Here is a 13,079-nt window from a genome sequence, read left to right on the forward strand (position 1 = left end):
TCGGGTGGTGCCGGTGGTGTGTGGTGCTGCGGGTGCTGCTCCGCGTTGTGTGCGGCGGAGCGGCTGCTTCCAGCAGTCTGCTCAATCCGACGGGCGTACGGGCGGGAATGCGGCGGTCTCCGTGCGGTGGACGACCGGGGTGCGGTCCGGTCCGATGCGGACGACCAGGTGGCGGCGGCCGTGGGCGTCGTCGCGGTCGGGCCGGTCCTCGCGCCAGTGGCAGCCGCGGGTCTCCTCGCGTTCCCGGGCGGCGGCGACCAGGACCCGGGAGACCAGGAGCAGGTTGGTGACCTCCCAGGCGTCGACCCCGGGCACGACCGCCTTGGCCCCGTCCGCCTCCGCGTCGGCGGCGGCCTCGCGGTGCAGGGCCTCCAGCTCCTCGGCCGCGGTGGCCAGGGAGTCGGCGGAGCGCAGGACCCCGGCACCCCGGGTCGTCGTGCGCTGGATCGCCGTACGGGCCTCGGGGGCCAGCAGCGGGACGGGGGCGTCGGCGTCACCGGGGGCGTCCGCCGGCTCCGTGCGGGGCGGGCGGACCTCGGCGATGTCGGCGGCGATGCGCTCGGCGAAGACCAGGCCCTCCAGCAGGGAGTTCGACGCGAGCCGGTTGGCGCCGTGCACTCCGGTGCAGGCGACCTCGCCGCAGGCGTACAGGCCGGGGACGGTGGTGCGGCCCCGCAGGTCGGTGCGGACGCCGCCGGAGGCGTAGTGCGCGGCCGGGGAGACCGGGATCGGCTCGGTCACCGGGTCGATCCCGTGGGACCGGCAGGCGGCCAGGATGGTGGGGAAGCGCTGCTCCCACATGGCCGCCCCGAAGTGCCGGGCGTCCAGATACATGTGCTCGGTGCCCTTTTCGTGCATCCGGCGCGTGATGCCCTTGGCGACGATGTCGCGCGGGGCGAGCTCCGCCAGCTCGTGCTGTCCGAGCATGAAGCGGACGCCGTCGGCGTCGACGAGATGCGCGCCCTCGCCCCGTACGGCTTCGGAGACCAGCGGCTGCTGGCCCTCGGAGTCCGCGCCGAGGAAGAGGACCGTGGGGTGGAACTGGACGAACTCCAGGTCGGAGACCTCCGCCCCGGCCCGCAGCGCGAGCGCGACCCCGTCGCCGGTGGAGACGGAGGGGTTGGTGGTGGCGGAGAAGACCTGGCCCATGCCGCCGGTGGCGAGGACCACCGAGGGGGCCCGGACCGCACCGACGCCGTCGTGCTGCCCCTCGCCCATGACGTGCAGCGAGACGCCCGCCGTACGGCCTTCGGCGTCCGTGAGCAGGTCCAGGACGAGCGCGTTCTCGATGGTGTGGAGGGCGGCCTCGCGGACCGCCTCGACCAGGGCGCGGGAGATCTCCGCGCCCGTCGCGTCGCCGCCGGCGTGGGCGATGCGGCGGCGGTGGTGGCCGCCCTCGCGGGTGAGCGCGATGTCGCCGCTGTCGGTGGTGTCGAAGTGGGCGCCGGTGGTGATCAGCCGGCGTACGGCGTCGGGGCCCTCGGTGACCAGGGTGCGCACGGCCTCCTCGTCGCAGAGGCCCGCTCCCGCGACGAGGGTGTCGTCGAGGTGCTGCTCGGGGGTGTCGCCCTCGCCGAGGGCCGCGGCGATGCCGCCCTGGGCCCAGCGGGTCGAGCCGTCGTCGAGGCGGGCCTTGGTGACGACGACGGTGTCCAGGCCGGCGGCGGCGCAGCGCAGGGCGGCGGTGAGCCCGGCGACGCCGGAGCCGACCACCACGACGTCCGCGTCGATGGCCCAGCCGGGGGCGGGGGCGGTCAGCCGTATTCCGGTCACGTCAGGGCTCCGAAGGTGAGGGGGATGTTGTCGATGAGGCGGGTGTTCCCGACCCGGGCCGCGACGGCGAGGATCGCCTCCCCGCTCTCGCGGTCGTCCGGGATCTCGGTGAAGTCCGCCGGGTCCACCAGGGCCAGGTAGTCCAGGACGAGCGGAACCCGGTTCCGGGCGGCGGCCTCGTCCAGGATCGTCCGGGCGGCGGCGCGGACGGCGGCGGGCGCCCCGTTGGGCCGGGCCAGCGCCACGGCCTGGGCGTCGGCGGCGGCCCGGGCCTCGCCGAGCCTGTTGAGCCCGGCGGCCCGGTCGCCGCCGGGCGCGGTGGCCTTGGCCCGCTCGTGCAGGGCCTGCTGGGCGGCGAGCCGGTCCTGGGCCGCGAACAGGGCGCGGGGCAGGGCGAGGGCGGTGTGCCGCTCGGGCGGGGAGAGGAAACGGTTACGGCTGGAGAGCGCGAGGCCGTCCTCGTCCCGGACGGTGGGGACACCGGTGATCCGGACGCCGAAATTCAGGTCCCGGACCATACGGCGGATCAGGGCGAGCTGCTGGGCGTCCTTCTGCCCGTAGAACGCCTCGTCGGGGCGGGTGAGGTGGAGGAGCTTGGCGACGACGGTGAGCATCCCGTCGAAGTGACCGGGGCGGGACGCTCCTTCGAGGCGCTCGCCCATGGGGCCCGCGGTGATCCGGACCTGGGGCTCGCCGCCCGGGTAGACCTCGTCGACGCCGGGGGCGAAGACCGCATCGGCGCCCGCGGCGGCGGCGGTCTCCAGGTCGGCGTCCAGGGTGCGCGGATAGCGGTCCAGGTCGGCGGCCTCGCCGAACTGGAGCGGGTTCACGAAGACCGTGACCACGACCTGCCCGCCGGGGCCTGCCGCTTCGCGGGCCGCGCGGATCAGGGTGGCGTGGCCGTCGTGCAGCGCGCCCATCGTCATGACGACGGCCCGCTCGGCCCCGGCGGGGCGGGGCAGCGCGTCCAGCTCGGCGGCGGTGCGCAGGAGGGTGGTGCGCAGCGTGCGCGTCATCGGGTCTCCCCCGGTCCGGGGCCGCCGGGACGGCGTTCTTGGTCGGCCAGGACGACGAGGAGGTCCTCGGCCAGCTCGGCCTTGAGCAGGCCGTGGGCGAGCGCCCGGTCGGCCGTGGTGCGGGCCATCGCGACATATCCGGCCACCGCCTGCGGGGCGTGGGTGCGCAGCTCGCCGATGTGGGCGGCGACCGTGCCCGCGTCCCCGCGGGCGACCGGGCCGGTCAGCGCGGCGTCGCCGGAGCGCAGGGCGTTGTCCAGGGCGGCGCCGAGCAGCGGGCCGAGCATCCGGTCGGGGGCGGCGACCCCGGCCTTGGTCAGCAGCTCCATCGACTGGGCGACCAGGGTGACCAGGTGGTTCGCGCCCAGGGCGAGGGCCGCGTGGTAGAGCGGCCGCGCCTCCTCGGCGATCCACTCGGGCTCGCCGCCCATCTCGATGACCAGCGCCTCCGCCGCGAGCCGCAGCTCATCGGGGGCGGTGACGCCGAAGGAGCAGCCCGCGAGCCGCTGGACGTCGACGGCGGTGCCGGTGAACGTCATCGCGGGGTGCAGCGCGAGCGGCAGCGCCCCGGCCCGCAGCGCGGGGTCCAGCACCCGGGTCCCGTACCGCCCGGAGGTGTGGACGAGGAGCTGGCCCGGCCGTACGGCGCCGGTCTCGACGAGGCCCTCGACCAGCGTGGGCAGCACGTCGTCGGGGACGGTCAGGAGCACCAGCTCGGCGCGGGCCAGCACCTCGGCGGGCTCCACCAGGGGCACATCGGGGAGCAGCGCCGCGGCGCGGCGGCGGGAGGCGTCGGAGACGCCGGACACGGCGACCGGGCGGTGCCCGGCGAGCTGGAGCGACGCGGCTAGGGCGGGTCCGACCCGGCCCGCGCCGACGACGCCGACCGTGAGACGGGCGGGGCGGTCCCTCGCGTCGAGGGGTTCCTTCGAAACTGATGCGTTCACGCGGCGATGGCCTTCCGTTCCAGTCCGCGGGGGGTACCGGACGACTTCTCTGCATGCTACGCCAGCGTTTCGGGGAAGCCCCGCCCCTGCCCACAGCCTGTGGATAACTTTGCGGGCGGACGGAATGCGGGAGGGAAGGCGGGACGGAATACCGCGGGCGCGCCGCCGGGGGTCCGGGTGATGATCGTCCCATGGCGACCATGGATGAGCGGGAGCAGCGGCGGCGCAGGCTGACCGCGTGGCGGGGTGCGCGACGGGTGCTGGCCCGGGTGGGCGCGGACGCCACGCTGGGCGAACGGCTGGCGGCGCTGGCCGCCGACGCCCCGTCCGTACACGATCCGGACGACTGGACCGATGTGTACGGGGGCGGGGTCGTCGCCGATCTGGAGCGGCGGACGGCCCATCTGCTGGGGATGGAGGCGGCGGCGTTCTTCCCGACCGGGACGATGGCCCAGCAGGTCGCGCTGCGGTGCTGGGCGGGGCGTACGGGCAACGCGACGGTGGCGCTGCATCCGCTGTCCCACCCGGAGGTGCACGAGGGCGGGGCGCTGGGAGTGGTGAGCGGGCTGCGCACCGTGCATCCGACGGCGGAGCCGAGGCTCCCGGACGCCGAGGAGATCCGGGAGTTCCCCGAGCCGTTCGGCACGCTGATGCTGGAGCTGCCGTTGCGGGACGCCGGGTTCGTCCTGCCGTCCTGGGAGGAGCTGACGGCGGTGGTGGACGCGGCCCGGGAGCGGGACGCGGTCGTCCACTTCGACGGGGCGCGGCTGTGGGAGTGCGGTCCGCACTTCGGGCGGGAGCTGTCGGAGATCGCGGGCCTCGCGGACAGCGTGTACGTGTCCTTCTACAAGTCGCTGGACGGGCTGTCGGGGGCGGTGCTGGCGGGGCCCTCGACGCTGGTGGAGGAGGCGCGGGTGTGGCGTCACCGGTACGGGGGTCAGCTCTTCCAGCAGTTCCCGGCGGCGCTGTCCGCGCTGATCGGTCTGGAGCGGGAGCTGCCGCGCCTGCCGTCGTACGTGGCCCACGCGAAGGTGGTGGCCGGGGCGCTGGCGGAGGGGTTCGCGGCGGCGGGGGTGCCGTGGTTCCGGGTGCATCCGGAACCGCCGCACACGCATCAGTTCCAGGTCTGGCTGCCGTACGGGACGGAGGTGCTGGACGAGGCGTCGGTGCGGCAGGCGGAGGAGACGGGCGTGGCCCTCTTCCGGCGCTGGTTCGCGGGGACGGGCGGGGCGGGGCTGCCGCCGGGTGTGTCGTTCACCGAGGTGACGGTGGGGGGTGCGGGGCTGGAGTGGTCGGCGGGGGATGTGCGGGATGCGGTGGCGGGGTTCGTGGGGGGTGTGCGGGGGCTCTCCTAGAGCCGGGGGCTCGCGTAGAGCCGGGGCTGCCCTGGGGCGGGGGCCTGTTCAGTGCCGGGTTCCCGGACTCGGGGTTCCGTCCTCAAACGCCGGACGGGCTGGGTGGGGCGGGTGCGTCAGCCAGTGGTGGTACAGGTCGCGCAGGACCGCGCGGTCGTGGCGGCCCGGGGGCGGCGGGGCGGGCTCCGCGAGCTGGGCCGCGCGGTAGGTGTCGAGCATGTGCTGCTGGATGGCGTCCATGCCTTCAGCCTGCGCAGCTCGCGGCGGACCCGCGCGTTGATTGACGGGCCCCGTCAATCGAAACGTCGGCCCGGGCGCGTACCCCCACTATGGAGGGGTGAGCGTGCACATAGACATCGCGGGGCTCCCCGCCGACAGCGTCGTTTTCGCGACCTCGCCCCTGGCCGAGCTGGGTCTCGCCCTGCATGCGCTCTCCGAGCCCGGGCACCATCCCGGGCTGCACGGATGGGCCACGGCCACCGCCGCGGCGCTGGAGCCCGACCTCGCGGACCGGATGCTGGAGGCGGAGTTCCTCTGGCGGAACACCTTCTCCGATGTGTTCATGCCGTTCGCCGGCGTCCGGGGCGGCGACGGGCAGACCGGGGCGACCCTCGCCGAGGACCTGGACCTGCTGGACAAGCTGGACGACGAACGCTTCGTCGGCGCCGCGCTGGAGTTCACCTGCGCCAGCCACTACGGGGCCGGGTCGCCGTCACCGCTCGACGACCCGGCGATGCGGGAACGCGCCCTGGACCTGGCCGCCGCGCGCGGCCCGCAGCAGATGGACTTCACCCGGCGGCTGCTGGCCGACCCCGCCTCCGTACGCGGTTGGATCCGGCGCCTCTTCGAGGACTGCGACCAGGCCTTCTTCGCCGACACCTGGCGCCGGGTCTCCGTCCAGATGGCCGCCGACGCACGGCACAAGACGGAGCTGCTGCGCCGCAAGGGGCTCGCCGACGCGGTGGGGGCCGTGTCCCCCGCCGTGACGCTCGACCGGACCGGCACCCGGATCAGCGTGGACAAGCTCTCCGAAGCCCGGACCACCGCCACCGACCCCGAGGTCGGCGAGGGCCTGACCCTCATCCCGACCAGCTTCGGCTGGCCGCACCTGATGGTGCTGCACGCGCCGGGCTGGCGGCCGGTGATCCACTACCCGGTCCATCTGCCCGACCTGCCGGCGCCCGCCTCCGTGGAACTGTTGCAACTGCGGCTGGAGGCGCTGGCCCACCCGATGCGGATGCGGCTCTGCCGGAACCTGGCCCGCTCCCCGTACACCACCGGCGAACTGGCCGACTCCAACGGCATCACCTCCCCCGAGGTCTCCCGCCATCTCTCCGTGCTCAAGAAGGCGGGCCTGGTCACCACGCGCCGCCGGGGCCGCTATGTCCTGCACCAGCTGGACCTGACGGTCGTCGCCCGGCTCGGCAGCGACTTCCTGGAGGGCGTCCTGCGCTGAGCCTCGGCCGGCGCCGCCGCCGGTTCCTCAGCCCGCGCCGCCGCCGGCCCGGACCAGGCCGGTCTCGTAGGCGAGGACGACGACCTGGACCCGGTCGCGGAGGTTCAGCTTGGTGAGGATGCGGCCGACGTGCGTCTTGACCGTCGCCTCGGAGAGCACGAGCCGGGCCGCGATCTCCCCGTTGGAGAGGCCCTGGGCGACCAGGAGCATGACTTCCCGTTCGCGTTCGGTGAGCTTGCCGACGTGCTTGTTCTTCGGCTCCTTCTCGCCGCTGGGCAGCATCGGCGAGAAGCGGTCGAGCAGCCGGCGGGTGGTGGACGGGGCGACCACCGCGTCGCCGCTGTGCACCGAACGGATCGCGGCGAGCAGCTCGGCGGGCGGCACGTCCTTGAGCATGAAGCCGCTGGCCCCCGCCTTCAGCCCGGAGAAGGCGTACTCGTCGAGGTCGAAGGTGGTCAGGATGAGCACCTTCGGCGGGTCCTGCTGCGCGCAGATCCGGCGGGTCGCCTCGACGCCGTCCAGCCGGGGCATGCGGACGTCCATCAGGACCACGTCGACGGCGGTGGACCGCAGCATCTCGATCGCCTCCGCCCCGTCCCCGGCCTCGGCGACGACCTCCATGTCGGGCTGGGCGGCGAGCACCATCCGGAAACCGGTCCGCAGCAGCACCTGGTCGTCGACGAGCATCACGCGGATGGCCATGGTCATGAGGATCGCGTCCTGTCCTGGGGGTCGGTTCCTGGGGAACGGTCGTGGTCGGAGTGGCCGAGGAGGTCGTGGCCCGGTCAGCCCGGGGGTTTCAGCGGCAGCAGGGCGCTGATCCGGAATCCGCCGCCGGGCCGGGGCCCCGCGTCCAGGGTGCCGCCGACCATGCCGACCCGCTCCCGCATCCCGATCATCCCGTGCCCCGCGCCGTCCGCGCCGCCGTCCTCGTACAGCTCGTGCGCCGCGCCCCGGCCGTCGTCCTCGATCAGCAGCCCGAGGCCGTCGTCGAAGTAGACCAGCCGCACGCTGGCCCCGGCGTCGGGACCGCCGTGCTTGCGGGTGTTCGTCAGGGCTTCCTGCACCACCCGGTAGGCGGTCAGCTCCACGCCGCTGGGCAGCGGGCGCGGGGTGCCCTCGACCTTGAAGTCGACCTCCAGGCCGGTCTGCCGCACCTGCGCGACCAGGTCCTCGATCTGTTCGACGTCGGGCTGGGGGACGTACTCCCCGCCCTCCGGGGCGTCACCGGTCCGCAGCACCCCCAGCAGCCGCCGCATCTCCGCGAGCGCCTGGCGGCCGGTGCCGGAGATGGTCTCCAGAGCCTGCTTGGCCTGGTCGGGGGCCGCGTCCATGACATAGGCGGCACCGTCGGCCTGGACGACCATCACGGACACGTTGTGCGCGACGACGTCGTGCAGCTCCCGGGCGATCCGGGCCCGCTCGGCGGCGACCGCGACCTTGGACTGCGCCTCGCGTTCCCGCTCCAGGCGGGCCGCACGCTCCTCCAGCTGGTCGAAATAGGCGCGCCGGGTCCGCAGCGAGTCCCCGAGCACCCAGGCCAGCACGAACGGCACGGTCATGATGACCGTCACGAAGATCACCTGGACCCAGGAGCCGCCGGGCTCGGCCTCCCACCGCAGCTGGGACAGGGCCGCCGCGCTCAGACTGCCGATCAGGGCGAGCCGGGACGCCCAGCGCTCCCCGACCGTGGCCACCGTGTAGGTGATCACCAGCATCGCGAAGTTCCCGACGCCCGGCCGGACGTTGAACACCAGCTGGACGACGCCCACCAGGATGGCGAGCAGCAGCATCTTCTCGGGGGCCTTGCGGCGCAGCGCCACGACGGTGGAGAACCCCAGCGCGACCGGGACCGCGACGATCTCCTCGCGCCCGGCGTCGTACATGCCCGAGACCATCGACATGCCGGAGAGCCCGAGGAGGAAGACGGCCCAGAAGACGTCGACGCCCGTCGGGTGTCTGCGGATGAAGTCGTAAAGGCGCTGCACGTGACTAAGCGTAGGGACAGGTGATCGGTGCCCGGGTCAACCGGAGGGTCGATCCGGGTCCTGGGACCGTACTCCCCAAGGTGGAGACTTGCCTACGTGACGGACGAGTGGCGCGGTTGGCGGGAGGCGGCTCAGGCCGCTCTGTACGGGGATGATGGCTTTTATCGCAGCCCGGTGCCGAGCCCGGAGGGACCCGCGGGCCATTTCCGTACGTCGGTGCACGCCTCCCCTCTCTTCGCGAAGGCGGTGGCCCGGCTGTTGACCGGAATCGCCCGGGAGCTGGACACGGGCACGGTCGCTCTGGTCGACATGGGGGCGGGGCGCGGCGAGCTGTTGACCGGAGTGCTGGACGCGCTGGCCGCACAGCCGGAAGGACCGGAAGTGACCCCGTACGCCGTCGAGGTCGCCGCCCGGCCGCCGGGCCTGGATCCCCGGATCGAGTGGTGCGCCGAACCGCCGGCCGTGGTCACCGGGCTGCTGTTCGCCAACGAGTGGCTGGACAACGTTCCGGTGGAGGTGGCGGAGGCGGACGCGGAGGGCGTTCCCCGGTACGTCCGGGTGCGGACATCGGACGGTGCGGAGGAGCTCGGCTCCACGGTGACCGGGGCGGACGCCGCGTGGCTGGAGCGCTGGTGGCCGCTGTCCGCGCCGGGCGAGCGGGCGGAGATCGGCCGCCCCCGGGACACTGCCTGGGCCGGGGCGGTGGGCTCTCTGACCGCCGGTCTCGCGGTGGCGGTGGACTACACGCATGTACGGGGCGGCCGCCCGCCCTTCGGGACGCTGACCGGCTTCCGGGGCGGGCGCGAGGTGCGCCCGGTGCCGGACGGCTCCTGCGATCTGACCGCGCATGTGGCGCTGGACGCCTGCGCGGCGGCGGTCGCGGAGGCGAGATCGGACGCGAGCACCGAGCTGACCGACCAGCGGGCGGTGCTGCGCCGCCTCGGCGTCGGCGGCGACCGGCCGCCGCTGAGCCTGGCCACCACCGATCCGGCGGGATACGTACGCGCGCTGGCGGCGGCGGGCGAGGCGGCGGAGCTGACCGCACGCGGCGGCCTCGGCGACTTCGGCTGGCTGCTGCACCGGGTGGGGCTGCCGGAGCCCGGGTGACCGCCCCCGTACGGCGGCCGCAGGGAATACTGTCCCGCATGACGGAGACGACGATCGGCATCGGCGGAGCGGCGGAGAGCACCGACATGGTGCTCAACATCGGTCCCCAGCACCCCTCGACGCACGGGGTCCTCCGGCTGCGGATCGTGCTGGACGGCGAACGCGTCCAGCACGCGGAGCCGGTCATCGGCTATATGCACCGGGGCGCGGAGAAGCTCTTCGAGGCCCGCGACTACCGGCAGATCGTCATGCTGGCCAACCGTCACGACTGGCTGTCCGCGTTCTCGAACGAGCTGGGCGTCGTGATGGCCGTCGAGCGGATGCTCGGGATGGAGGTCCCCGAGCGCGCGGTGTGGACGCGGACGCTCCTCGCCGAGCTGAACCGGGTCCTCAACCACCTGATGTTCCTCGGCTCCTACCCCCTCGAACTCGGCGGCATCACCCCGGTCTTCCACGCCTTCCGGGAGCGCGAGGAGCTCCAGGCGGTGATGGAGGAGGTCTCCGGCGGGCGGATGCACTACATGTTCAACCGGGTCGGGGGGCTCAAGGAGGACATCCCGGCGGGCTGGACCGGCCGGGTCCGGGACGCCGTCGCCTCCGTCCGCTCCCGCATGGACGTGTACGAGAACCTCGTCCTCGGCAACGAGATCTTCCGGGGCCGTACGCGCGACGTGGGCGTGCTGTCCGCCGAAGCGGTGCACGCGTACGGGGTGTCGGGGCCGATCGCCCGCGCCTCGGGCGTCGACTTCGATCTGCGGCGCGACGAGCCGTATCTCGCGTACGGGGAGCTCCAGGACACCCTGAAGGTGGTCACCCGGCCCGAGGGCGACTGTCTGGCCCGCTTCGAGTGCCTGCTGGAGCAGACCCTCAACTCCCTGGACCTGGCGGACGCCTGCCTGGACCGGATGGCCCACCTGGAGCCGGGGCCGATCAACCAGCGGCTGCCGAAGGTGCTCAAGGCGCCCGAGGGCCACACCTACGCCTGGACGGAGAACCCGCTCGGCGTCAACGGCTACTACCTGGTGTCCAAGGGCGAGAAGACGCCCTACCGGCTGAAGCTGCGCTCCGCCTCGTTCAACAACATCCAGGCGCTCACCGAGCTGCTGCCGGGAACCCTGGTCGCCGACATGGTGGCGATCCTGGGCTCGCTGTTCTTCGTCGTCGGCGACATCGACAAGTAGCGGGCGGGGCCTGCTCCGGCCCCGCCCTCAGCCCTGTTTCAGGAGACCGCGCCGCGCAGTTGCGCCACGTCGATCTGCTCGGTCTCGTCGTGCGCGGTGAGGTCGATGACCTTGCCGACGGCCCGGTTGTCCACGGCCCCGGTGCGGTGGGCGGCGAGCGCCTCCTCGCCGACGACGTCCGCGAGGTCCTCGTTCTGCACGGACTCGATCGCGGCGTTCGCCTTCCGGGCGTTCTGGCTGCCGAAGAAGTCGAAGTTCCCCTGGGGGGCCAGCTGGCGGCGGGCGGCGTACGGGACGACGGCCGAGGCAGCCGGGATCGCGCGCGGCGCCCGCACCGGCGCGATGGAGGCCGGGGCGGTGTTCTGCGTGTTCGCGGTGTTCTGCGTGTTCGTGGCCGGGGCGGGCGGGGTGGTCGAGGGGCGGCCGTCCTGGTGGTCCCGGTGCTCGCCCGCCCCGGTGGCCGCCGCGTGCTTCCCCTTCGGGCTCTCCGCCTCCGCATCCCGGTGCCGCTCGGTGACGGCGAGCTGGCGCTGCCGGACCGCCTCCACCGTGCGGCGGGTCTCCTGGAGCGCCGCGTTCCGCGTGAGGTTCATCAGGGCCTCGTCCGCGCGCCGGTACGACTCGGGGGTCGGCGTCGATCGCGCGGGCAGCAGTTCCTTGGGGGCCGCGGCCTCGATGGCGAGCTGCCTGCGGCCCTCCAGCGCGCTGGCCCGCTCGGTCTCGGCGTTGGCGTAGCGGCGGAGCAGTCCGGCGTGCTCCCCGCGCAGCCCCGCGAGCTCCACACGCTTGCGCCGGAGCTTGGTCTCCAGACGGGTGCGCAGCTCTCGCGACTCCTCCAGATCCTGCTCCAGCTCGGCTATCCGCTCCTCGGCCCGCCATTCGTCACTGGCGCGGGCCCGGGTCAGCTCGGCGACCCGCAGCCCGGCGGCCCGGTCCCAGCTGCGCATCAGATACGCACCGGTGACGGCGGCGGCCGCCACGGCGGCCACCAGGCCGCGCAGGACCAGGGGTTCGGCCAGCAGCCAGGCGCCCGCGGCGCCGACGACCGACACGCCCGCCACCACGGAGGGAGGCAGGATTCTGTGGAGAGGCGGCGAATGGCGGTGGCGTCCACGTGGCATGGCCTGAAATTTACCGTGTGTGCGGGCCACTTGGGGAGCCGCCCGGGAATCTGTTCCCCGCCGGTTACCTCGCGGCCCCCCAAAGGCCCTCCGCCCGAACCTTTTCTCCGGGATCTCCGGGATCTCCGGGATCTCCAGGATCTCCGGGATCGAGCGCTACTTCTTGATCAGATTCTTCGACTCCAGATACTCCTTGGCGACATCGGCCGGCTTGGCGCGCTCGGCGTCGACCTTGCGGTTCAGCTCGGCGAGCTCTTCCGTGGTGAGGGTGTCGGTGAGCTTGCCGAGGGCTTCGGCGATCTCAGGGTCTCCCGCGTCCTTGGTATTCAGAACGGGCAGCACGTTGTCCGCGTTCTGGAGCTTCTTGTCGTCCTCCAGGAACACCAGCCCGTCCAGCACCGCGTCCGTGGTGGTCGTCAGGACCAGCTGGACCTTGCCGTCCCGGACGGCCTGCTTGGACTGCGGGGTGCCGACGCCCTTGGGGTCGATCCCGGTGACGTCGATGCCGTACGTCTTCTTCAGACCGGGTGCGCAGAACGGCCGCACCTCGCACTCGTCGCCCGCCGCGATCTTCACCTTCAGCTTCGACTCCCCGAGGTCGGAGAGGGTCTTGAGGCTGTTCTTCTCGGCGAATTCCTCCGACACCGCGAAGGCGTTCTGGTCCACGGCCTTTCCGGGCGGGAGGACCGTGAGACCCAGCGGGGTGGCGAGCTTCTTCAGCGCGGCGACCGTGGCGTCCACGTCTCCGGAGGCCACCGGCTTCTCCTGGGCCTGGTCGGCCCCGTTGACCTTGGCGTTGAGGAACTCGGCGATCGTGGCGGCGTACTCCGGTATGACGTCGATCTCGCCCTTCTCCACCGAGGGCTCGTACAGCTCACGGTTCTTCACCGTGGTGACCGAGGTGCTGTATCCGGCGTCGCCGAGGATCTGGGCGTACAGCTCGGCGAGCACCTTCGACTCGGTGAAGGAGGCCGACCCGACGACCAGGGTCCCCTTCTTGCCGTCGCCGCCGGCCGAGGAGCCGGAGCCGCCCTTCTCCTGCTCCAGGCTGTCGCCACCGCAGGCCGCGAGCGACCCGGCCAGCGCCACCATGCCGATGACCGCTCCGGCTATCCGCGAGGTCCTGCTCATGTGT

Annotated in this window: 12 protein-coding genes; 4 read left to right on the top strand and 8 right to left on the bottom strand. The window is 73.4% G+C overall.

Features of this window, described 5'->3' with window-relative positions:
• Positions 1 to 81: 81 nt before the first annotated feature.
• The 3 genes from IE134_RS31205 to IE134_RS31215 are packed head-to-tail and all read right to left on the bottom strand — an operon-like array spanning position 82 to position 3,736.
• Positions 82 to 1,773 carry an L-aspartate oxidase gene (locus IE134_RS31205; RefSeq protein ID WP_030720772.1) on the bottom strand — a complete coding sequence of 564 codons (1,692 nt, stop codon included), beginning with the start codon at positions 1,771 to 1,773 and terminating at the stop codon, positions 82 to 84.
• On the bottom strand, positions 1,770 to 2,789 hold the full coding sequence (gene panC, locus IE134_RS31210; RefSeq protein WP_030720770.1) for a pantoate--beta-alanine ligase: 1,020 nt from the start codon (positions 2,787 to 2,789) through the stop codon (positions 1,770 to 1,772). The genes IE134_RS31205 and panC overlap by 4 nt, the downstream gene beginning before the upstream one ends.
• Positions 2,786 to 3,736, bottom strand: a complete 951-nt coding sequence (locus IE134_RS31215; protein ID WP_030720768.1) for a Rossmann-like and DUF2520 domain-containing protein — start codon at positions 3,734 to 3,736, stop codon at positions 2,786 to 2,788. The genes panC and IE134_RS31215 overlap by 4 nt, the downstream gene beginning before the upstream one ends.
• A gap of 191 nt (positions 3,737 to 3,927) precedes the next feature.
• Here IE134_RS31215 and IE134_RS31220 point away from each other — a divergent pair, with 191 nt between their 5' ends.
• Positions 3,928 to 5,091, top strand: coding sequence for a threonine aldolase family protein (locus IE134_RS31220; protein ID WP_189432409.1), 1,164 nt, complete (start codon positions 3,928 to 3,930; stop codon positions 5,089 to 5,091).
• Positions 5,092 to 5,139: 48 nt separating this feature from the next.
• Here the strand turns inward: IE134_RS31220 and IE134_RS31225 are convergent, their stop codons facing one another.
• Positions 5,140 to 5,331 carry a hypothetical protein gene (locus IE134_RS31225; RefSeq protein WP_098016736.1) on the bottom strand — a complete coding sequence of 64 codons (192 nt, stop codon included), beginning with the start codon at positions 5,329 to 5,331 and terminating at the stop codon, positions 5,140 to 5,142.
• 103 nt (positions 5,332 to 5,434) lie between these two features.
• Here IE134_RS31225 and IE134_RS31230 point away from each other — a divergent pair, with 103 nt between their 5' ends.
• Positions 5,435 to 6,547, top strand: a complete 1,113-nt coding sequence (locus IE134_RS31230) for a DUF5937 family protein (RefSeq protein ID WP_030720762.1) — start codon at positions 5,435 to 5,437, stop codon at positions 6,545 to 6,547.
• A 27-nt stretch (positions 6,548 to 6,574) separates the two neighbouring features.
• Here the strand turns inward: IE134_RS31230 and IE134_RS31235 are convergent, their stop codons facing one another.
• Positions 6,575 to 7,249 carry a response regulator transcription factor gene (locus IE134_RS31235; RefSeq protein ID WP_010063746.1) on the bottom strand — a complete coding sequence of 225 codons (675 nt, stop codon included), beginning with the start codon at positions 7,247 to 7,249 and terminating at the stop codon, positions 6,575 to 6,577.
• Positions 7,250 to 7,332: 83 nt separating this feature from the next.
• Complete coding sequence (locus IE134_RS31240) at positions 7,333 to 8,535, bottom strand: sensor histidine kinase (protein WP_030720759.1); 1,203 nt, start codon at positions 8,533 to 8,535, stop codon at positions 7,333 to 7,335.
• Between the two features lie 96 nt (positions 8,536 to 8,631).
• Between IE134_RS31240 and IE134_RS31245 the strand changes: the two genes are divergently transcribed.
• Both IE134_RS31245 and IE134_RS31250 read left to right on the top strand, forming a co-directional pair.
• On the top strand, positions 8,632 to 9,642 hold the full coding sequence (locus IE134_RS31245) for an SAM-dependent methyltransferase (RefSeq protein WP_189432411.1): 1,011 nt from the start codon (positions 8,632 to 8,634) through the stop codon (positions 9,640 to 9,642).
• Between the two features lie 38 nt (positions 9,643 to 9,680).
• Positions 9,681 to 10,823 (top strand): NADH-quinone oxidoreductase subunit D, encoded by a 1,143-nt coding sequence (locus tag IE134_RS31250; protein ID WP_030720754.1) that lies wholly within the window; start codon positions 9,681 to 9,683, stop codon positions 10,821 to 10,823.
• Positions 10,824 to 10,861: 38 nt separating this feature from the next.
• Here the strand turns inward: IE134_RS31250 and IE134_RS31255 are convergent, their stop codons facing one another.
• Together IE134_RS31255 and IE134_RS31260 are read right to left on the bottom strand one after the other, a co-directional pair.
• Positions 10,862 to 11,944, bottom strand: a complete 1,083-nt coding sequence (locus IE134_RS31255; protein WP_179887974.1) for a hypothetical protein — start codon at positions 11,942 to 11,944, stop codon at positions 10,862 to 10,864.
• 156 nt (positions 11,945 to 12,100) lie between these two features.
• Positions 12,101 to 13,075 carry an ABC transporter substrate-binding protein gene (locus tag IE134_RS31260; RefSeq protein ID WP_030720749.1) on the bottom strand — a complete coding sequence of 325 codons (975 nt, stop codon included), beginning with the start codon at positions 13,073 to 13,075 and terminating at the stop codon, positions 12,101 to 12,103.
• Positions 13,076 to 13,079: the final 4 nt, after the last annotated feature.

It is taken from the genome of Streptomyces rubiginosohelvolus (assembly GCF_014649875.1).
Lineage (GTDB): Bacteria > Actinomycetota > Actinomycetes > Streptomycetales > Streptomycetaceae > Streptomyces > Streptomyces rubiginosohelvolus.